The organism is Streptomyces sp. ISL-99, assembly GCF_018614005.1.
Taxonomy (GTDB): domain Bacteria; phylum Actinomycetota; class Actinomycetes; order Streptomycetales; family Streptomycetaceae; genus Streptomyces; species Streptomyces flavidovirens.
In genome coordinates this window covers 1-19,112 of the sequence record NZ_JAGGPC010000014.1, presented here as the reverse complement: position 1 = coordinate 19,112, position 19,112 = coordinate 1, and the positions used below count along the sequence as shown (strand labels likewise).

25 protein-coding genes and 1 tRNA gene are annotated in these 19,112 nt (G+C 70.0%); 13 read left to right on the top strand and 13 right to left on the bottom strand.

All coding sequences use genetic code 11. From position 1 onward, the window contains the following. Positions 1–14: 14 nt before the first annotated feature. A complete protein-coding gene (locus tag J7E91_RS08760) occupies positions 15–851 on the bottom strand; it encodes a TerD family protein (RefSeq protein ID WP_214900552.1) in 837 nt (278 codons plus the stop codon). A gap of 177 nt (positions 852–1,028) precedes the next feature. On the opposite strand from J7E91_RS08760, the gene J7E91_RS08755 reads away from it, so the two are divergent. From J7E91_RS08755 to J7E91_RS08745, 3 genes are read left to right on the top strand one after another with little or no spacing between them, the layout of a single operon-like run. Next, complete coding sequence (locus J7E91_RS08755) at positions 1,029–2,189, top strand: HpcH/HpaI aldolase/citrate lyase family protein (RefSeq protein ID WP_214900550.1); 1,161 nt, start codon at positions 1,029–1,031, stop codon at positions 2,187–2,189. A 1-nt stretch (position 2,190) separates the two neighbouring features. After that, positions 2,191–4,881: a phosphoribosyltransferase gene (locus tag J7E91_RS08750; protein ID WP_214900548.1), complete on the top strand. Its 2,691-nt coding sequence runs from the start codon at positions 2,191–2,193 to the stop codon at positions 4,879–4,881. Positions 4,882–4,886: 5 nt separating this feature from the next. Continuing rightward, positions 4,887–5,714: an HAD family hydrolase gene (locus J7E91_RS08745; RefSeq protein WP_214900546.1), complete on the top strand. Its 828-nt coding sequence runs from the start codon at positions 4,887–4,889 to the stop codon at positions 5,712–5,714. Here the strand turns inward: J7E91_RS08745 and J7E91_RS08740 are convergent. Continuing rightward, positions 5,683–6,309 (bottom strand): DedA family protein, encoded by a 627-nt coding sequence (locus tag J7E91_RS08740; protein WP_214900544.1) that lies wholly within the window; start codon positions 6,307–6,309, stop codon positions 5,683–5,685. The two genes, J7E91_RS08745 and J7E91_RS08740, sit on opposite strands and share 32 nt — an antisense overlap. 82 nt (positions 6,310–6,391) lie before the next feature. Between J7E91_RS08740 and J7E91_RS08735 the strand changes: the two genes are divergently transcribed. Further along, complete coding sequence (locus J7E91_RS08735) at positions 6,392–7,051, top strand: O-methyltransferase (protein WP_214900542.1); 660 nt, start codon at positions 6,392–6,394, stop codon at positions 7,049–7,051. Between the two features lie 71 nt (positions 7,052–7,122). Here the strand turns inward: J7E91_RS08735 and J7E91_RS08730 are convergent, their stop codons facing one another. The 3 genes from J7E91_RS08730 to J7E91_RS08720 all read right to left on the bottom strand — a co-directional run bounded on the left by J7E91_RS08730 (position 7,123) and on the right by J7E91_RS08720 (position 9,624). Continuing rightward, positions 7,123–7,347 (bottom strand): zinc ribbon domain-containing protein, encoded by a 225-nt coding sequence (locus J7E91_RS08730; RefSeq protein ID WP_214900540.1) that lies wholly within the window; start codon positions 7,345–7,347, stop codon positions 7,123–7,125. Between the two features lie 68 nt (positions 7,348–7,415). Then, entirely contained in the window at positions 7,416–8,798 is a 1,383-nt protein-coding gene (locus J7E91_RS08725) for a hypothetical protein (RefSeq protein WP_214900538.1), read from the bottom strand. 70 nt (positions 8,799–8,868) lie between these two features. Beyond that, positions 8,869–9,624 (bottom strand): DUF4097 family beta strand repeat-containing protein, encoded by a 756-nt coding sequence (locus J7E91_RS08720; protein ID WP_214900534.1) that lies wholly within the window; start codon positions 9,622–9,624, stop codon positions 8,869–8,871. 224 nt (positions 9,625–9,848) lie between these two features. On the opposite strand from J7E91_RS08720, the gene J7E91_RS08715 reads away from it, so the two are divergent. Then, positions 9,849–9,920: transfer RNA gene (locus J7E91_RS08715), tRNA-Val, on the top strand. A gap of 554 nt (positions 9,921–10,474) precedes the next feature. Next, the gene (locus J7E91_RS08710; protein WP_308376232.1) at positions 10,475–10,717 is read left to right on the top strand and encodes a helix-turn-helix transcriptional regulator; all 243 of its coding nucleotides are present in this window, start codon (positions 10,475–10,477) and stop codon (positions 10,715–10,717) included. 44 nt (positions 10,718–10,761) lie between these two features. Here the strand turns inward: J7E91_RS08710 and J7E91_RS36700 are convergent, their stop codons facing one another. From J7E91_RS36700 to J7E91_RS08690, 5 genes are all read right to left on the bottom strand, one after another. Beyond that, complete coding sequence (locus J7E91_RS36700) at positions 10,762–10,890, bottom strand: hypothetical protein (protein ID WP_285439046.1); 129 nt, start codon at positions 10,888–10,890, stop codon at positions 10,762–10,764. Positions 10,891–10,911: 21 nt separating this feature from the next. Continuing rightward, positions 10,912–11,382, bottom strand: coding sequence for a hypothetical protein (locus J7E91_RS08705; protein ID WP_214900533.1), 471 nt, complete (start codon positions 11,380–11,382; stop codon positions 10,912–10,914). An 87-nt stretch (positions 11,383–11,469) separates the two neighbouring features. Beyond that, a complete protein-coding gene (locus tag J7E91_RS08700) occupies positions 11,470–11,658 on the bottom strand; it encodes a hypothetical protein (RefSeq protein ID WP_214900785.1) in 189 nt (62 codons plus the stop codon). Next, positions 11,655–11,813, bottom strand: a complete 159-nt coding sequence (locus tag J7E91_RS08695) for a hypothetical protein (RefSeq protein WP_214900532.1) — start codon at positions 11,811–11,813, stop codon at positions 11,655–11,657. Before J7E91_RS08695 ends, J7E91_RS08700 begins: the two co-directional genes overlap by 4 nt. Beyond that, positions 11,810–12,241 carry a hypothetical protein gene (locus J7E91_RS08690; RefSeq protein ID WP_251015378.1) on the bottom strand — a complete coding sequence of 144 codons (432 nt, stop codon included), beginning with the start codon at positions 12,239–12,241 and terminating at the stop codon, positions 11,810–11,812. The genes J7E91_RS08695 and J7E91_RS08690 overlap by 4 nt, the downstream gene beginning before the upstream one ends. Positions 12,242–12,301: 60 nt before the next feature. On the opposite strand from J7E91_RS08690, the gene J7E91_RS08685 reads away from it, so the two are divergent. After that, positions 12,302–13,057 carry a GntR family transcriptional regulator gene (locus J7E91_RS08685; protein ID WP_308376229.1) on the top strand — a complete coding sequence of 252 codons (756 nt, stop codon included), beginning with the start codon at positions 12,302–12,304 and terminating at the stop codon, positions 13,055–13,057. Between the two features lie 71 nt (positions 13,058–13,128). Here the strand turns inward: J7E91_RS08685 and J7E91_RS08680 are convergent, their stop codons facing one another. Next, positions 13,129–13,554, bottom strand: coding sequence for a tyrosine-type recombinase/integrase (locus J7E91_RS08680; RefSeq protein ID WP_214900530.1), 426 nt, complete (start codon positions 13,552–13,554; stop codon positions 13,129–13,131). 766 nt (positions 13,555–14,320) lie between these two features. After that, a complete protein-coding gene (locus J7E91_RS08675; RefSeq protein ID WP_214900528.1) occupies positions 14,321–14,461 on the bottom strand; it encodes a hypothetical protein in 141 nt (46 codons plus the stop codon). 483 nt (positions 14,462–14,944) lie between these two features. Here J7E91_RS08675 and J7E91_RS35800 point away from each other — a divergent pair, with 483 nt between their 5' ends. Continuing rightward, positions 14,945–15,103 carry a hypothetical protein gene (locus J7E91_RS35800; RefSeq protein ID WP_251015377.1) on the top strand — a complete coding sequence of 53 codons (159 nt, stop codon included), beginning with the start codon at positions 14,945–14,947 and terminating at the stop codon, positions 15,101–15,103. Positions 15,104–15,430: 327 nt separating this feature from the next. Continuing rightward, positions 15,431–15,709: a hypothetical protein gene (locus tag J7E91_RS08665; protein WP_214900524.1), complete on the top strand. Its 279-nt coding sequence runs from the start codon at positions 15,431–15,433 to the stop codon at positions 15,707–15,709. A 201-nt stretch (positions 15,710–15,910) separates the two neighbouring features. Here J7E91_RS08665 and J7E91_RS36695 read toward each other — a convergent pair whose 3' ends face one another. Then, entirely contained in the window at positions 15,911–16,042 is a 132-nt protein-coding gene (locus J7E91_RS36695; protein WP_285439045.1) for a hypothetical protein, read from the bottom strand. Between the two features lie 430 nt (positions 16,043–16,472). On the opposite strand from J7E91_RS36695, the gene J7E91_RS35795 reads away from it, so the two are divergent. The 4 genes from J7E91_RS35795 (at position 16,473) to J7E91_RS08645 (ending at position 19,069) form a co-directional block, all read left to right on the top strand. Beyond that, positions 16,473–16,859: a hypothetical protein gene (locus J7E91_RS35795; protein ID WP_251015376.1), complete on the top strand. Its 387-nt coding sequence runs from the start codon at positions 16,473–16,475 to the stop codon at positions 16,857–16,859. A gap of 268 nt (positions 16,860–17,127) precedes the next feature. Beyond that, positions 17,128–18,051 (top strand): MurR/RpiR family transcriptional regulator, encoded by a 924-nt coding sequence (locus J7E91_RS08655; RefSeq protein ID WP_214900522.1) that lies wholly within the window; start codon positions 17,128–17,130, stop codon positions 18,049–18,051. 314 nt (positions 18,052–18,365) lie between these two features. Next, a complete protein-coding gene (locus J7E91_RS08650; protein ID WP_214900520.1) occupies positions 18,366–18,776 on the top strand; it encodes a hypothetical protein in 411 nt (136 codons plus the stop codon). A 56-nt stretch (positions 18,777–18,832) separates the two neighbouring features. After that, complete coding sequence (locus tag J7E91_RS08645) at positions 18,833–19,069, top strand: DUF2277 domain-containing protein (RefSeq protein WP_214900518.1); 237 nt, start codon at positions 18,833–18,835, stop codon at positions 19,067–19,069. Positions 19,070–19,112 lie beyond the last annotated feature (43 nt).

Sequence of the window (19,112 nt, the reverse complement as noted above, 5' to 3'; positions counted from 1 at the left end):
CCTGGGGGCACCTCCTACTGGGCGCGTACGAACTGCGGCCCCTGCGGCGGCAGCCGGAAGTTCGGGTCAGGGGCGAACGCCGCGGCCGCAGCGGGCTGCGGATATCCGTAGGCGGGCTGAGTCGACGCCGACTGGGGAAAGCCGTAGGCGGGCGCAGCCGGGGTGGCGGGCTGCGGATACCCGTACGCGGGCTGCAGGGGCTGTGTCGGCTCCGCCGGCGACGCCTGGGGCGCCGGGGACCCCGACGCCTGCGTGGCGGACCCCGCGCCCGCCTCCTCCGCGCCGTCCCTGCCGTCCGCGCCCTGCGTCTCGTCCACGGAGATCCCGTGATCCGTGGCCAGCCCGATCAGCCCGTTCGAGTACCCCTCGCCCAGCGCCCGGAACTTCCAGCCCTCGCCCCGCCGGTAGAGCTCCCCGCAGATCAGCGCGGTCTCCGCCCCCGTCTCGGGCCTGACCTCGAAGTACGCGAGCGCCTCACCGCTTCCGGCCGCGGTGGCGTCGTACACCTCGATGCGCAGATCCCGTACGCGCTCGAACGGCACATCGTCCGTCGAGGCGACGATCAGGACCCGGTCCACAGCCGGTTCGAGCGCCGCGAGGTCCGTCTGCACCGAGTCGGTCACGCCGTCGGGCAGTCGCTTCTTGCCCAGGCTCCGGACCAGGCCCGAGGGGTGTCGGGGCTGGTTGTAGAAGACGAAGTCCTCGTCGGAGCGTACGTGCCGGTCGACGCCGAGCAGCAGCGCCGAGGCGTCCACCTCTGGGACGTCGGGGCCGGGAGTCCAGCGCAGCACAGCCCTTACGGCTGTGGCTTCGAGCGGGACGTTCGAGCCCTTCAGCATGGCGTGCGTCATGCCTGTCATCCTGCCTCGCCGGGGCCCGCGCCTACAACGCGGGTCCCCTTACCCGCATAGGTGGATTCACGTGGGTAACCTGAAATTCACGTATGCAGGGAACTCTTGACACCCTTCCCTACGTACTATTACCGGCCACACAACGATGGGCCGACACGGCAGCACGGGGGGATTTTGATGCGTCATTTCGGGCATATCCCGCCCACTGTCCGGGAGAACTTGTTCCACCAGGAGCCGGTCGTGTTCGACGCCGGCTCCTCGGCCCGTACGCTCTCGGCCGCTCTCGGGGCCACGCTCTACAGCCCGGCCACCCGGCCGCGGCTCGCCGACGACGTGGCGAAGCAGGCGGGGCGCGGGGTCGTCTCTATGGTGCTCTGCCTGGAAGATTCCATCGATGACGCGGAAGTCGCGGGAGCCGAGGAGAACCTCGTCCGGCAGTTCGCGGAGCTCGACGCGCGTGGGCGGGAGCTGCCGCTGCTGTTCGTCCGGGTCCGGGAGCCAGGCCAGATTTCCGATCTGGTGCAGCGGCTCGGAGCCTCGGCGCGGCTGCTGTCCGGATTCGTACTGCCGAAGTTCACCGAGGAGCGCGGCGTCGCCTTCCTGGAGGCGCTCACGGCCGCGGAAGCGGCGAGCGGCCATCGCCTCTTCGCGATGCCCGTGCTCGAATCGCCGCAACTGCTCCACCTGGAGACGCGGGCCGAGACGCTCGCCGGCATCGCCCGCACGGTGGACAAGTACCGGGAGCGGGTGCTGGCGCTGCGGCTGGGCGTCACCGACTTCTGCTCGGCGTACGGACTGCGCAGGGCGCCCGATATGACGGCGTACGACGTGCAGATCGTGGCCGGGGTCATCGCTGACGTGGTGAACGTGCTGGGGCGCTCGGACGGCACGGGCTTCACGATCACCGGTCCGGTGTGGGAGTACTTCCGCGTTCAGGAGCGGATGTTCAAGCCGCAGCTGCGCCGCAGCCCCTTCACCGGGCAGGCGGAGGCGCTGCGTGCGTCGCTCATCGAGCACGACATGGACGGGCTGCTGCGGGAGATCTCGCTCGACCGCGCGAACGGCCTGCTGGGCAAGACCTGCATCCATCCCTCCCACGTCCTGCCCGTGCACGCGCTGTCGGTGGTCAGCCATGAGGAATTCAGCGACGCGCAGGACATTCTGCGGCCGGAGCGGGACGGTGGTGGAGTGATGCGTTCCGCGTATACGAACAAGATGAACGAAGTGAAGCCGCACCGCGCGTGGGCCGAGCGCACGCTGCTGCGGGCCGAGGTCTTCGGCGTGGCGCGCGAGGACGTCGGCTTCGTAGAGCTGCTGACCGCCGGAATAACCGGCTGAGATGGAGACGGACGACGTGGTGTGGTCGGGAACGTGGGTCGCGGAGCGGCTGGGCGTCGAACTCGTCGCCGACGGCGAAGGGCAGCGCGCCGACGGCCGGAGCACTGACGCCCGGGGCACCGGCGGCCAGAGCTCCGACGGCCTGAGCACCGGTGGCCAGAGCACTGACGGCCTGCACGACCTGCTGGGCCTGGCCCTGCGCCGCAATCCGAAGCGGGCCCATCTGCTGGTCTCGAACGTGCTGGGCAAGCACGTGCCGCAGCTGCCGTCACGGGTGTACGGGGCGGGTTTCGCCCTCGGCGAGGACGTACGGAAGCTGCTGGGCGACGAGGCGGCCGCGTGCGCGGTGGTCCTCGGGTACGCCGAGACCGCGACCGGGCTCGGCCACGCGGTGGCGGACGGCGTGGGCGTGGCGCCGTACCTGCACTCGACGCGCCGGCCGGTCGACGGCGTCGCGAAGACGGGCGGCTTCGAGGAGTCCCACTCGCACGCCACCTCCCATCTGCTGCTGCCGGAGGACCCCGGGCTGCTGGCCGGCGCGGGACCGCTGGTGCTGGTCGACGACGAGTTCTCCACGGGCAACACGGTGCTCAACACCATCCGTGACCTGCACGAACGCTACCCGCGCGAGTGGTATGTGATCGTGGCCCTGGTCGACATGCGTTCGGCGCGGGACCGCGGGCGGCTGACGGAGTTCGCGCGCGAGATCGGCGCCCGCGTCGACCTGATCGCGATGGCCTCGGGCACGGTCCGCCTGCCGCAGGACGTACTGGAGAAGGGCCAGGCCCTGGTAGCCCGGTACGACCCCACCCCGAACCCCCCAGCGCCGGAGGGCACGCCCTCCGAGGCGTCCACCGACGCCGCGACCGCCCCCGAGGCCACGGGCGCGGCCGACTCGGGGCAGGCAGCCCACGGCCCCAGCGCCACCCCGAGCCGCATCCGGTCCAGTCACGCCGCGCCTGGGGCCGCGCCCGTCCGCGTGGAGCTGGGCTGGCCCTGCGGGGTGCCCGACGGGGGGCGGCACGGGTTCGTGCCCGCGCACCGGGGCGCGCTGGAGGCCGCGCTGCCGGGCATGGCGGAACGTATCGCCGGGGCGTTGCCCGAAGGTGCCCGCCGCGTACTGGTCCTCGGCTTCGAGGAGTTGATGTACGCGCCGCTCAGGCTGGCCACCGCGCTGGAGGAGCGCGTCGACGCCGAGGTGCGGTACTCGACCACCACACGCTCGCCCGTACTCGCCGTCGACGACCCGGGCTACGCGATCCGCACGCGGATCGTCTTCCCCGCGCACGACAACCCCGCCGACGGCCCCGGCACGCGTTACGCCTACAACGTCGCGGGCGCGGGCTTCGACGCCGTCGTCGCCGTTGTCGACTCCGCCGCCGACACCCCCGAACTGCACGCCCCCGACGGCCTGCTCGCGCGCCTCGCCGCCCACACCGGGCACGTCGTGCTGGCGGTCGTCCCCTCGTACATACCCGGTGCGCCCCCCATACCCGGCACACCCGAGCAAGCCCCCCAACGGCAGGAGCCGCCCATGCCCGAGCCCCTTCGCGGCCCCGCCTTCTCCTCCTACGCGCCCGAGGACGTCGGCTGGCTCCTCCAGGACCTCTCGGACGTCGAGCTGGAGGCCCCGACGGAGGAGCGCGAGGAGGCGATCCAGAGCGGCGGCGCGCACTACGCCGAGTCGCTGCCCGTCGAGTACCAGCCGACCGCCCAGTACCAGCAGCTCTTCAAGGCCGCACTGGACACCTCGGCCGCCCGCATCGCCAAGGCCGTCGCCACCGTCACCGAGACCGTCCTCGCCGAGCGCTCACCTCACCCCGTGCTGGTCTCCCTCGCCCGCGCCGGCACGCCCGTCGGCGTACTCATGCGGCGCTACGCCCAGCACCGGCACGGGCTCGACCTCCCGCACTACGCCGTCTCCATCGTCCGGGGCCGGGGCATCGACGAGACCGCCCTGCGCTGGCTCGCCGCCCACCACGACCCGGCCGACGTCGTGTTCGTCGACGGCTGGACGGGCAAGGGCGCGATCACCCGCGAACTCGCCCAGGCCCTGGACAGCTTCGCCGCCACCACCGGCATCCACGGCTTCGACCCGGAGATCGCCGTCCTCGCCGACCCCGGCGGCTGCGTGCGGACGTACGGCACCCGCGAGGACTTCCTCATCCCCTCCGCCTGCCTCAACTCCACGGTATCCGGCCTGATTTCGCGTACGGTCCTGCGTTCCGATCTGGTCGGCCCCGACGACTTCCACGGGGCGAAGTTCTACCGCGAACTCGCCGCCGACGACGTGTCCGGACTCTTCCTCGACACCGTCGCCGCCCGCTTCGACGAGGTCGCGGACGCCGTCGACGCCGAGGTGAAGGAGCTGCTGTCGGCGGACCGCGCCCCCACCTGGGAGGGCTGGGCGGCCGTCGAGCGGATCAGCGAGGAGTACGGCATCCACGACGTGAACCTCGTCAAGCCCGGCGTCGGCGAGACCACCCGTGTCCTGCTGCGCCGCGTCCCCTGGAAGATCCTCGCCAAGCGCGACGCCGGCGCCGACCTCGACCACGTGCGTCTCCTGGCGGAGCAGCGCGGTGTCCCGGTCGAGGAGGTCGACGGGCTCCCGTACACCTGCGTCGGTCTGATCCACCCCAAGTACACACGCGGCGCCACCGGCGCGGACGGCAAGGCGGTGGCAGCGAAGTGACCAGCGTGAACAGCCACCCTCCCGTCCTCGTCGCCAGCGATCTCGACCGCACCCTGATCTACTCGACCGCCGCCCTCGGCCTGCGCATGCCCGACGCCGAGGCGCCGCGCCTGCTCTGCGTCGAGGTGTACGAGAGCAAGCCGCTCTCCTACCTCACCGAGACCGCCGCCCGCCTGATGGCCGAGCTCGCCGCCGGGACCTGCTTCGTACCGACGACCACCCGCACCCGCGAGCAGTACCACCGCATCCAACTCCCTCTCCCCACCCCCCGTTTCGCGATCTGCGCCAATGGTGGCCACCTCCTGGTCGACGGAGTGTCGGACCCGGACTGGCAGGCCGAGGTGGCCACGCGGCTCGCGGACGGGTGCGCCTCCCTGGCCGAGGTCCGCGCCCACCTCGTCGCCGCCGCCGACCCCGCCTGGCTGCTCAAGGAGCGGGTCGCCGAGGACCTGTTCGCCTATCTCGTCGTCGAACGCGCCCTGCTGCCGGACGAATGGGTCAAGGAACTCGGCGAGTGGGCGGAGGAACGAGGCTGGACGGTCTCCCTCCAGGGCCGCAAGATCTACGCCGTACCGAAACCGCTCACCAAGAGCGCGGCCATGCGCGAAGTGGCCCGCCGCACCGGCGCCACGCTCACCCTCGCCGCCGGTGACTCCCTCCTCGACGCGGACCTGCTGCTCGCGGCGGACTACGGGTGGCGGCCGGGGCACGGTGAGCTGGCCGACACGGGCTGGACCGCCCCGCAGGTCACGGTCCTGCCGGAGGCGGGTGTCGCGGCGGGCGAAGAGATCCTGCGCTCCTTCATCCGCGCCGCCGGCCGACGCCCGGCCTGAGCATCCGACGGCCCACGAAGAGCAGCACCGCCAGTACGGCCCCCACGAGCACCACCTTCGAGTACGCGGACACGTAACCCGTCACGTCCTGCCAGTTCTCGCCCAGCGCGTAACCGGCGAGGACGAAGACGGTGTTCCACAGCGCGCTGCCGAGCGTGGTGAGCCCGAGGAAGACGGGCAGCGGCATGCGCTCGACCCCAGCGGGCACCGATATCAGGCTGCGGAAGACCGGAATCATCCGCCCGAAGAACACCGCCTTGGTGCCGTGCCGCTGGAACCAGGCCTCCGTCCGCTCGATGTCGGACACCTTCACCAGCGGCAGCCTGGCGGCCATGGCGACGGTTCGCGCACGCCCGAGCAGCGCCCCCGCTCCGTACAGCGCGAGCGCACCGGTCACCGAGCCCGCCGTGGTCCACAGCAGGGCGGCGATCAGGCTCATCCGCCCGGTACTGGCGGCGAATCCGGCCAGCGGCAGAATCACCTCGCTGGGCAGGGGCGGGAAGAGGTTCTCCAGGGCGATGGCAATGCCCGCGCCGGGCGCCCCCAGGGTGTCCATGAGGGAGTTGATCCACTGTGGTGCGCCGCTTCCGATCATGCGCGTCACAATAGAATTCCGCGCCTGAAGCCACGCTGAAGAAGGCCAGGCCCCGGGCCGCCGACTACCGTGAGGGAACGCGATGAGCAAAGGAAACAGCACTCCACTCACCGACGAGCTGTACGCGTACATGCTGGCGCACAATCCGCCGCTGGACAGCGGGCAGCGGGACCTCGTCGAGACGACCTACCGGCAGCTGCCGGAGTACGCGGGCATGCAGTCCGCCGAGGAGCAGGGCCCCCTGCTCGCCTTCCTCGTCCGGCTGACGGGGGCGCGGCACGTCGTCGAGATCGGTACGTTCACCGGTTTCTCCGCACTGTCGATGGCGCAGGCGCTGCCCGCCGACGGCCGGCTGATCACCTGCGACATCTCGGAGGAGTGGACGGCGTACGCACGCGAGGCCTGGGCGAAGGCGGGCGTCGCCGACCGGGTCGAGCTGCGCATCGGCTCCGCCCTCGACACCCTGCGCGCGATGCCTGCCGAGCCGCACATCGACTTCGCCTATCTCGACGCCGACAAGGGCAATTACGTGCCGTACTGGGAGGAGTTGGTGCCCAGGATGCGGCAGAACGGGGTGATCGCCACCGACAACGTCTTCTTCCACGGCGGCGTCACGGACCCGGACGCGACGGGCGCGGCGGCCGCGATCAAGGAGTTCAACGACCGGGTGACGGCCGACGACCGCATGGAGAGCATCATGATCCCCGTAGCGGACGGCGTGACGCTCTCCAGGAAGCGCTGACCCTCAGCCGGTCGCTTCATCCGCCGCCGCAGCACCCTCAGCGGCGCGCCACCCGCCGCCGCGTAGCACCCTCAGCCGCAGCAACCGCCTCCGCAGCAACCGCCTTGGCCGCCGCCTCCGCCAGAGGTCGCGGGGGAGGTGGACTTGGCTGTTCCGCCCACGGCCACGGCGGACAGCAGCTTGACGGTGTCGTCGTGCCCGTCCGGGCAGGTGGCGGGCGCGGAGGACTCGGCCATCGGCCGGTTCAGCTCGAAGCTGGTGCCGCAGGAGCGGCAGCGGTACTCGTAACGGGGCATGCTTACAGGTTACTGAGTCGCCGTACGGGTCACTGAGCCGCCGCCAGGGTCAGGAGCCCCCGCCCGGGTCAGGAGCCCCCGCCCCGTTCCTCCCGGATGTCCGACACGACCCGCGCCACCGTGCGCCGTACCGCCTCCGTCTCGGTCAGGAAGTGCCAGTAGTCGGGGTGACGGCCTTCCAGACCCGCGACAGCCCGGTCCAGCCGCGCCACCGAATCGTCCAGCGGACGCGCGTGCCGGGGATCGGGCGTATTGCGCCCGGCCATGGCCAGCCGCTGGGCGTCCCTGATCGCGAACCGGGTCCGCTCGATCTCCTGTTGCGGGTCTTTGGACACGGCGTTGAGCCGCTGCAGCCGGTCACCCGCGGCCGACACCGCCTCGTCGGTGGAGTTCAGCAGCGCCCGTACCGTGCTGAGCAACGAGACGGCGTCGGGCCACCGCTGCTCGTCCCGTGCCTTCGCCGCCTCTTTGATCTTCTCCTCCGCCTGCCGGACCGTGCTCGCCGTCTGCGCGGGCACGCCCTGAAGGTCCTGCCAGCACGCGACTGTGAACCGGCGGCGCAGCTCGCTCAGGATCGGCTCGACCTTGCCCGCCCGGGTCGTCAGCGCCTGCGCCCGGGTGCGCAGCGACACCAGCCGCCGGTCGATCTCCGCCGCCCGCTCCGGCAACCGCTCGGCCTCGGTCCGTACGGCCTCCGCATCGCGCACCACCCGGTCCGCGCGGTGCAGCGTCTCCGGTACGCCGTGCCGCCCGGCGCCCTGGTTGAGCTTGGTCAGCTCGGGCGCGAGGGCCGCGAGCCGCGCCGCGAGACCGTCGGCCCTGAGCCCCGAGGCCCGTACCGCGTCGAGCGCGTTGCTCGCCGCGAGAAGCGCCTGACGCGCCCGCTCCACGGCGGGCGCGAGCCGGGCGAGCTGCGTCTCCGCCGTGTCGAGCAGCGGCCCGAGCGCCTGCGCGTACCGGTCGAGCTCGCTCTTGACCCGTACGAGCTCGTCCTTCGCGCTGGTCAGCTCCGCCTGCGCCCTGGCGGCGGTGGACGCCTCCAGGGCGTCGCGGTCGAGGTCATGCGCGTCGACGGCGGTGATGTACGTGTGGCTGACCTCGTCGATACGCCGCCCCAGCGCCGCGAAGTCCTCCACGGCCTTGCGGCCCTTCGGTGAACTGTCGACCGCCGTAATCGTCTCGATCGAGATCCGCAGGTCGCGCTGGGCCGTGTCCAGCTCGTAGAAGGCCGCGGCGGCGGCGTCCTTGGCGGCCTGGGCGTCGGCGCGCACATTCTCCGCCCGCCCGCCGAACCAGCGCCTCGTGCCCCCACTGCCGCCGGCGAAGGCGAAGGGAAGCGCGACGAGCAGCGGCACCGGCAGAAGCACGAGCGCGACGACGTCCCTGACGGCACCCGCTTTCGTACGACGGCGTACTCGCTGCGTGTACGGCTGCGCGTGTGTCGCCGTCACATCCCTCTCCCGTGCCGTGTCCGCCCTGCCCGGTTCATTCTCCCACCAGGTAGACGAACACACGGGCCAGTTAGTTCGCGCTTCGCAGGGTGACTTCCCCGTTGTCGCTGTGCGCCCTCACCACGTGCGGGCTGTTCGGGTCGCGCGGCACGTCGACCTTGACGTCGCCGTTGTCGCTCCTCGCCGTCACGCTGTATGTCGCCCTCGGCAGGTCGATGCCGATCTCGCCGTTGTCACTCCCGCTCTCCACCAGGTCGGGGACGCTGGTGAAGGCCATCCGGACACTCCCGTTGTCGGCGTCCGCGGTCACCCGCTTGGAGGTGATCCCCTCCGCGACGATTTCCCCGTTGTCAGTGGTCAGCTCCAAGGGCCCGCTGGAGTCCTTGACGGTGACCGCGCCGTTGTCGGAGCGGAGCTTCAGGGTGGTGTCGAACCCGGCGGCCGTCACGCTCCCGTTGTCGTCCCTCACGGTGACGGCGACCCCGCGCGGCACCTTCACCCGGTGCCACGACTCGCAGTCGCTCGCGACGGCGTTGCAGCGCTGCCGCAGAACGAGCTTGGCGCCCTCCATCTCCCACGTGGCCTCGGGCCCCTCCCCGAGGAACACCCACCCGTCGGCCCGCCGCGTGACCTCCACGTCCTTCACATCGGCGGGGACGAGCTCGAGGGCGGAGTTGTCCGCGTCAATGGTCAGCGTGTCCCCACTGAACGCGAACGACCGCTGCTCGGCGGGCGCGTCCTTGGCCTCGACGCCACAGCCACTCAGCGCGACCACACCGACGACGGCCCCGCCGACGGCGAGAAGGGTGCGGGTGCGAAGTGCCATGGTGATCGATCCCCCAAGTAGTCCCACGTGCGAGCCTCCACCGTACGAACGGCCCCACCCCAACACGATGCGGCCCACCACCGAACCATGGTGGGGTTATCCCCCCGGCCCCAGACCAGCCTCCACCGGCCCCGGACCACCCCCACCAGCCCCGCGACGGCCCCCGACCAGCCAACCGATTGCAATCCCTCCCCCCGATCCATGTACGCTGTTCCCTCATCCACGGGTGCGTAGCTCAGGGGTAGAGCGCTGCTCTTACAAAGCAGATGTCGGCGGTTCGAAACCGTCCGCGCCCACAGTGAATAGCCGCAGGTAGGCGGCAGGATTGGCCCCCCGGTCATGATCGACCGGGGGGCCTTTCTCATCCGCGACGCCACATCGACGCCACACCCCCAGCGTGAGCCTTCCAAGACCGTCACTCGAAAGAGGGCTTGCTCAGCAGCGTGGGGGCCGTAGAGTGCTGACCACTGAATGGGGCCGGCGTACCTCCCCACGACGCCAGACGCATGCCGTTCGTGATCCTGTGGTGTTCTGGGCGGGGAGGCCCGGCCCACAGGCAGAGACCCCCACCGGGATTATCGGTGGGGGTCTTCTCGTACACGCTATGCCACAGAGCACTGCCCCGCCCTCACTTGAGGACGGGGCAGCTCAGCTCTGACCGAATCAGAGCGGTGCGAGGCCGAGGGCGGACGCATGTACGCCGCTCGGCGCGCAGCCCGCCCGTACGGCCGAAGCCGGGGCGGACATCACAGGTGCAGGGGGTCCGGCGTGTGTACCCCGCTCCTGCAAGATCAAACAATGACCCATGCATGGTGCAGACGAAAGGGCGCATCGCATCGACGGTGGGTGAGTGCTGAGTGAAGATCCAATTCCCGATGGCTGGCTGCTGGAGCAGCGCCGCCTCCTCGGGCAACGGATCTGGGCGGCGAGGACGCACGCCAACTTGACCCAGGGGCGGCTCGCCGAGCGGGCGGGTATCGACAGGAAGACCGTCTACCGCGCCGAGCTGGCGACCCATACCCCCAGCTACGAGCAAGTTCTCCGCATCGCCTACGCGCTCGGCGTACCGCTCAGCGAACTCGTACGGCAGTGAGAGCCCCGACCAGCTGCCACAGGGCGACCGGCCGGGGCGGTAGATCAGCCCTTAGGCGCGGAGACGATGAATCCCCTTACCGGCCTGGGTTGCGGGTCACGCGAGTCCGGCTGCTGGGCGCGCTTCCATGCCGCGACCAGTTCCGCGTACCGGGGATCGATCCACTCGGACATGAGCCACCTCCTGCGCTCAGGCTAGGGCCATTCAGGTTTGGGCATGGGGCGGATCGTGCACGAGGGGGCGTGCTGGCACTTCGCCGCGACGGAGACGAGCAGGTCGTCGGTCGGCGGGCGCCACAGCTCCTCGTCGACCACGAACCCTGCCTGCTCGATCATCTGGCGGGTGCGGTCGAGGATCGGCGGGTCGTAGTGGGTCGGGTCCCAGCCGGGGTAGTGGTGGACCATTCCGCCGAACTGATCGCACAGCTTGGCGTAGGCCGCGGAGTGCAGGAGCAGTGCGTGCCAGCCCTCGTCGACGATCCGGGACGGGGCCATTCCTACGCCGGGGTTCTGGGCGCAGGCGACGACGAACTTGATTCCCTCGTCAGCGATGCGGCCGGCCATGTCCTCGGCCATGTCCGGGTTGGCGTCGAGAATGGTGCGGCGGACGCTCTTGTACGTCTCCTCGGGGAAGAGAGTGCGGGCGTCGAGGATGGTGGTACTCATGGATGTGCCTCCGAATCTCGTAGTGGAGGTGCATGGACCCGTCTCGGCCGTCGACCTGTCCAGGGGCGTGGCGGCCGAGACGGGGGCTCAGTGGGGGTGCTGCCCCAATGCGCGAGGCGCGGGCGGCGGAGTACGCCGGGCGTGGGGCTCGGGCGTGAAGTCCTCGGGAGTGATGGGCTCGCCGCGCCAGAGCAGGGTCACCCCGTCCTCTGCGCAGTAGGCGCCCGTCTCGTCCTCGACAGGGAACTCGTGGTCACCCTTGGGGCACTGCGTCACCGCCGGGCCTCCCGCGCTGCGCGCCGCAGACGGGCGCCCACCGGGCAGCGCAGCGTGTGGCAGTTGGGGCAGATGTCGGCGTGGTCCAAGACCGCTCTGTACGCCGCCAGGTAACGAGCGTCGTCCCGCTCCAGCGTGGTGGTGCGTGCGGTCATGTCCTGCTCTCCTGTCCTGCGAGCTGGGCCCAGAGGCCGCAGCAGTCCGTCGTGATTCCGTGAGAGTGGGACAGCCCTCGGATGACGATCGCGCCGGGGCCGTGCACTTGGAGGATTGGCAGCGGCGTCAGGCCTGACGCGGTGATGCGGGCCCTGCTGCCTGCGGTGGAGATGGTCATTTCGACGATGTCCGGGCGGGTGCCGAGCACGGCGGCGAACAGTTCGTCGGCGACGAGCGGGGCGTCCTCGTGGGGGACGCGGGCGGCCGTCCAGGTGCGGACGTGGCGCGCTTCCTCTGGCAGGCCTTTGAATGCCTGTCGCCAGGTATGCCCCGCTTCGGACATGAGTGTCCCCCGGATCGCGTAGCTATTTGAGTACGGATAGTGCTTATCTGTACTCAGATTGTCGCTGGAGTTGGCGTAGGTCAAGTGGGCGGGGACATTATGTGTACACAGATTGACGCGATCATTCGGCAAGGTGGTGTGGGAGTGGCACAGCCCGAGTACCTGCGGATCGCCGCTGACCCGCGGCGCCGCATCTCCTCCGGGGAGTTCGGGCCCGGCGACAGGATCCCCACCATCCCAGCCCTGTGCGAGTACTACCGGGTGTCCGAGACGACCATCCGCAACGCGATCTCCCTGCTCCGCAACGAGGGCATGCTGGAGACCCGTGCCCGCGCGGGCACCCTTGTCCGCCCGCAGCCGCCCGTACACCGCATGGCCGCCGACCGATACCGCGTCGCGGCCGGAGCCAAGTCCACCCCGTACACCCGCGATCAGGGCATCGGCTGGTCGGAGTACCGGCTCGACAAGCGGTTCGAGAAAGTGCGGGCGGACGCCGAACTGGCCTCGCTCTTCGAGTGCGAGCCCGGCGAACGGTTGCTGGCCAGGCACTTCGTGTTCTACGACAACGACGTGCCCACGCAGATGAGTACGTCCTACGTGCGGTGGACCGACGTGGCCGGCACTCCGGTGGCCGACCCGATCAACGAGCCGTGGCCGGGCGGGACGCGCGCTCAGCTTGGATCGTTGGGCATCAACGTCACCCGCATCACGGAGTCGTTCACGTCGGCGATGCCCAACGAGGTGGAGGCCGCAACGCTCCGCATCGGGGCGGGCGTTCCGGTGCTGCGGTACACCCGCCGGCACATCGCCGACACAGGGCGCATCGTCGAGGTGGCCCACCCGATCGTGCGCCGCGGTGACACCACCGTGGTCGACTTCGTGATCGACCTGGACAACTGACCTTACAAAGCAGATGTCGGCGGTTCGAAACCGTCCGCGCCCACCAGCAGGAAGCACGACAAAGGCCCAGGTCACCGGTACTGAACCGGGAGCCTGGGCCTTGTTCGTTTCTCAGCCGCGGAGGCCGGGGGAGAGGCGTCGTGCCAGTTACGTGCCAGATGCGTCGCCGGGCATACAGGCCGGACCTTTCTGATCTGCTCGTCGATGTGAGCGGCGATCGCGTGGTCACGGCCGTTCACCAGGTGCGGGTAGATCAGCGCGGCACGCACCGACGAGTGGCCCATCCGCTGCATCAGCTCACGCGTGGTTGCACCGCCGGTCGCAGCGAGCGTGTTGCCCGTGTGACGGAGGTCTCGGAAATGCACCACCCCCTGCCCGGCCTTTTCGACAGCCCGGAGCCAGACGCGGCGGAAGTCGTTCCGGCGCAGTTGGCCACCCCGTGCTCCGGTGAAGACCTGTCCCGTACGACTTGACTCGGCGTACAGGTCGAGATGCACGCCAGCTCAGCCGTCAGCGATGCAGCCCGTCTGCCCGAGTTGGCAGACAGCGCCCGCCTCTCTCCTGAAGCGGTGCTTACGGCGTGCCCGATCCGTGCCCGGCAGGTCGGTAAGCCACGGTCAACAGTGGGTGCCAGGTTTGGCCCGTGGGTTCGCCCTTGCGCCCGTTACCGCTGGCAGGGTGCGAGCCAAGCGCAGAAGCGCGGTTGCATCCGTCTGTTTCCTGCCGATCTGGGAGCGATGGCACCGAAGGCGCACCGGCCCTGCCCCTGCTAGGTGCCACTTGCCCGCAGTGCGAGATGCGCGGCTGGACGACATGGGCGGCCAAGTCGGGCACACCGTTGCTCGAAGTTCGGAGGGAGCCAACCGCGGGTGAGCAGACGCGGGTGGGCCGGGAACGCGGTGACCGCAGCAAGGGCGAAGGCAAGCGACGCCCATGGCGTCTGCACTCGAACCGTCGTCTGCGAACCGCGGGTGTCGACGAAGCTCGTCTGGAAAACGTCAGGAGCTACAAGCTCGATGGAACTCAACGCCCGCCAGTCGAGATCGAGTTCGGCAGCATGCGCGAAATGGAGCCTCTGCAGCGTGAGAGTGACTTCACCGGTCCCGTCCACCACCCAGCGTGGCTGGGCGTCACGCGCTGCTTGACTACGGCGGGCGGAGTTCCCGATCGCAGAGCCCACCAAGGAGCCGACCACAAAGCCAGGGCTGCCGAAGGCAGCGACGTTGGTGTGTGTATACCTGCCGCTACCGAGAGCTCTCCAGGTCAGGCGTTGTCCCGGTCCCACAGCAAGTGCGCGATCGCCGTGTTGCAGTCGCGCCGTCGTGGCCGCAACCGGTCGGCGGGCCCCTTGCCCTTCGAGGACATCGGCGAGGATGTCGCACGAGTGCCAGAGGTATTCGTCAAGCGGCGACCATAATGGCTGACTCGGGGTCTCTGGCGGCGGTGCAAAAGGGTTGGCCGCTGTCGCTCCAGCTCCCATCAAAGAGTCAACGGCTACGGTTCGCGATGAAGCCTACGCAGGCTGTCCCGTTTGTCGGCCCGTCGACTGCCCGCCCGTGCCTCGGCCGGCCTGACATCCACACCTGACATCAACGCCGCACCTGAAGAGCCGATCTGTCAGCCCGGCAGACCGCAGTGACCGCCCTGCCGGTAGTTCGCATCGAGGGGGGTGTGTGGTCCGGCCGCGCACAGCGTGGTGCCCCTTCACCGCGACGGGAGGGCTGCTGTGTAGCGCGGCCATGTGCCCTGTGAACGTCATAGCCTCCAGGTTAGGAGGACACTGGGCGTATGGCCCTACCGAAAACGCATGATTGCTCGGCCTGCTCGAACGGAGCCGCCCCGGACGAAGTCCTTCACGAAGACCTCGTCGTCGGAGCACCTCTGTCCATGGAGGATCTCACCGACGCGCAGCGCCTCGACCGGTTCGCGCTCAAGTACGCCCACGACAGTTGCCAGGTCAGAGAGGTCCGGCGAGTTCCGCACGACAGCTTGAGCGGCTACGCCTGGTCCGTCCGCTTCACCGAGAGTTCGCGACAAGCAAGTTGATCACCGGGCAGCTCGGGAACCTGCTGACGACGTCCCGAGCGCACGCGTTGAGCTTTGAGCACGCGTACCACACACGTGCAAGATCGAGCGGTCAGCCACGGTCATGTCGGCGGTTCGAAACCGTCCGCGCCCACATGTAGATAGTGGAAGGTCAGAGTCCCTACCGGCGCAGTCGTCGGATCGCGCCGGACCGAATGGGGCGGGGCATGACGAACCTCCGTGACAGCCCCGAGACGACCAGCGTACGCACCAAGCGGCGGCCCGGGATGTCTCGTGTCACGGTGGATTGGAACGTTTGGGGGGCTTTCCAACTGAACGGAGCACACCGTGATCATCAAGAAGCTGCACGACATGGGCATGCGCAGCGAGCACGCCTACACCGCCGCCCTCGCCTCCATCGGCCTCACCGTCGCCGTCTGGGCCGGGTCGCTCAAGCTGGAACCAGGCACCGGCCTCGCCCGTGCCGACCGCTGGGGCCTGTTCGTCGGTGAGTGGGCGCCCACGTTCTTCGGCCTCGGCCTCGCCCTCTCCCACTACGAGCAGCAGGACGGCACCCTCACCGCCGGCGGTGCCGATGTGCGGGACCTCCACCGCAACGTCGGATAAGTGCCCCTGCTCAACGCAGGCGTCGGCCCTCCCGCAGGGAGGTCGGGAGGGACGGCGCGGCCCCGCCCGCGACAGCAGGCGGGGCCAAGGGGCGGCGCCTCCGCCTGGGGGAAGGTGGGAGCGTCTCCGATCACCACACTGCACCAGAACCAGCCACGGTGACAGGGGTGTGACTGAAAAACGTCGATCGCTCCGCGCGCCCTACCGGCCGATGTCCTCGCTCGCGGCGTCGGTCCACTTGTCGGTTTCGCGGATGTAGCCCCAGAAGGCGGGGCTGTTCTCGGCGTGGCCGGACTCATGGACGTGCCTCCGAATCTCGTCGTGGAGGTGCATGGACCCCTCTCGGCCGCTGTCCTGCCAGGGAATGAGCGGTCGGGGCGGGGGCATAGTGGGGGTGCTGTGAGGTCGGCGGTGTCGCAGGCGGCGCGTGGGGCTCCGGCGTCAGGTCTTCGGGAGTGCTGGGCGCTCCGCGCCAGGGCAGGGTCACCCCGCCCGTCGCACCGAGCACCGTCCTCGTTCTCGATGGACCACTCGTGGTCGCTGCCGCCCTTGGGGCATAGCGTCACCGCCGCGCCTTTCACTCGGCCCGTCGCAGGCGGCTACCGACCGGGCAGCCGGACTCATGACAGTTTGGACACTTCGCCGCGTGGTCAAGGACTGCCTTGTATGCCGCGTCGGGGGATGCCGTCGCGTCTTTTCATCCGGTTGGCGAGCTGAGTCACCGCCCTGCCTCTCTGTCGAGTTCGGCCCCTACGGTGTCGCCATGCGCGGTTCGGCTGTGCCCGAAGCGCTGGGCTATGGCAAGGGCGGTGAGGACGGCTGTACGAGTGACCGGAACCGTGCGCCCCCGGGTAACCGCCGTGGGCCGCCGTGCTCCGGTTCGTGGGGCGGTGCGCCTTCCGGCGGCGGGGTACGGCCCGTGACCCTGGACAAGTCCGTGCGGCTGCTGAGATCAGGGGTGGGAATCATGGCTCGTACGCAGTCCAGGTGTGGAGCGCTGACGGAGAAGGGAACCCGGTGCCGGCGGCTGGCGATGGTCGGTGCGTCGCGGTGTGATCTGCACCGCGGCGACTGGTCCTCCTACACCGTCCAGCGGCGCAAGGAAGCCGAGCGCAAAGCGAAGGGGAAGGCACGCCGGGAGCGCACGTGACTCAGACGCGGGTGAGCGGCTCGGTAGAGGTGCTTCACTCGCTCCCGTCCCGGACCACGTAGGCACCGCCGCCCAGCACGGCGTCACGAGCGGCGGTCGCGGCCTCCGTGCCGTCCGTGAGCAGGTTGGCGAGCGCTTCGCGTTCCATGGTTGCCTCCGCCGGGATTTTGCGGCGCGGCAGCCCGGTCGGGCAACCGCTTGAGCGCGGCCGCCCGCACGGGGGGGTGGGTTATGTTGAGCGCCTGTGGGACGAGAGGGAGGCACGCCGGTGCCATCTAGGCAGCAGGCACGCGCGCAGGCGTCCGCCATTACGCCGGGACGGCAGTCGCCGGACACGGAGGCGTCTCCCACGGACAGAGTCCGGGCGCTCTTCGGCGGGCACCGGCTTTCGCCCGGGCAGCGGCGCATCGCCCAGTACATCGTCGATCACCTCACCGAGGCCGCGTTCCTGTCGATCACGGACCTGGCGGAGCGGGTGGGGGTGAGCCAGCCGTCGGTGACACGGTTCGCGTCCTCCCTGGGTTTCAGCGGTTTCCCTGCGCTGCGTGAGGCTCTGCAGCCGATCGCGCTCAGTTCGGTGGCCGGCGCTCCCGACACGCGGGAAGAGATCCGCCGCAATGAGCTGCAGGCAGCCGTCGATGCCGAGATCGAGAACCTGGAGAGTCTGCGGCGTACCCTTGCCGACCCCGGGCGGGTGCTCGACGTTGGTCGCGAGCTCGCTCGGTCGATGCCTCTGACGGTTCTGGGGCTGCGGATCTCCGTGTCCTTGGCGGAGTACTTCGCCTACGCGGCGCGCCGGATTCATCCCGACGTACGCCTGGTGACCCGCGGGGGCAGTGTCGCCTACGACGCCCTGCTCCAGTCGCGGGAGGCCGGCGGGACGTGGGTGGTGGCGTTCGCGATGCCGCGGCACGCCAACGAGACCCTGGCGGCGATGCAGGCCGCCCGCAGCACGGGGTTGCGCGTCGCGCTGATCACCGACCTCACGCTCGGGTCACTCGTCGACGAGGCCGACGTGGCCCTCACGGCCGGTACCGGATCCCGCCTCGTCTTCGACTCCTACTCGGCGCCGGGGGTCCTGTCCGCCGCCGTACTCCAGGCCATGGCCGACGCCGATCCCGTACGCACGCAGTCGCGGCTGGAGGGGTACGAGCAGGTCGCGGAGCAGCACGACTTCTTCCTGGAGCAGTAGCCACCTCCCCGCCTGCCGCCGGTTACGCAGCGCGGTCTTTCACACCACGCAGGGTATGAATTTTTTCATACCCTTGCATACTCGGCGGTATATATGTTTACTGCGGGTGGCCGTCAGAGCCCTCGCGCATCACAAAACTGGACATTCACGGGCGGCGCACTCCTCCTCACGCCGCCCTCGGGTGTTCCACCGGGCTCCGCTTTCCTCGGCGGAGGCCCTTGGCGGTCCCGGTCTACCCCTGGGCCGGGACCGCCACATACGTCACGCGGCACCCCGCGATCAGAGCCCGTCCACCACTCGCCGGAGCGACGACGATGTCCCCAACCCTCTCCCCGATCAGCCCGGACTGGCCGGTTCAGGTCAAGGCCCCCGGCAGCCACGACTGGGAGCGCACGGCGGCCCGTTGGCTGCGCGACCTCCTGCCGGCCCGTTACGCCGGATACTCGACGCTCACCCGCCACCCCGTTCTCCTCGCCCGCCATGCGCAACTCCAGGTCGAGCACGAGATCCGGGCCGTGCGGGTCGCGCTGCGGACCTGCCGGGCGGAACTGCCCACCCTCGGCGTCTCCGAGACGGTCATCGAGGGCACCATCAAGCTGTACGCCGTCGAGCTGGAGCAGCTCAACCGCCTGGCCCGCGCCGTCCGGCTCATCACCGAAGCGCTCCTCGCCGGCGCTGGTACCGGCCCTGGTGCCGGTGGCGGGCGGGGCTGGGCGGGGCGTTAGGGACTCCCGTCCCCGACGGCCGTGCCAAGGGTGGGGTCCGGGGATACCGTCGTCTTATGTGCCGCAGCATCAAGACGCTCCGTCCGCCCGTCCTCCCCGAAGAGGCCACCGACGACGACATCCGCGCGGCTGCCCTGCAGTACGTGCGCAAGGTCTCCGGATTCCGGGTGCCCGCCGCCCACAACCGTGAGGTCTTCGACCAGGCCGTCGACGAAGTGGCCGAGGCGACCCGCAAGCTGCTCGCCGGGATCGAGGTACGAGGAGCGCGAGGAGCGCGAGGAGTGGCCAGGTAGCGGCTCCGGGTAGCGGCTAGATGTTCTGTCCACGGAGGTTGGT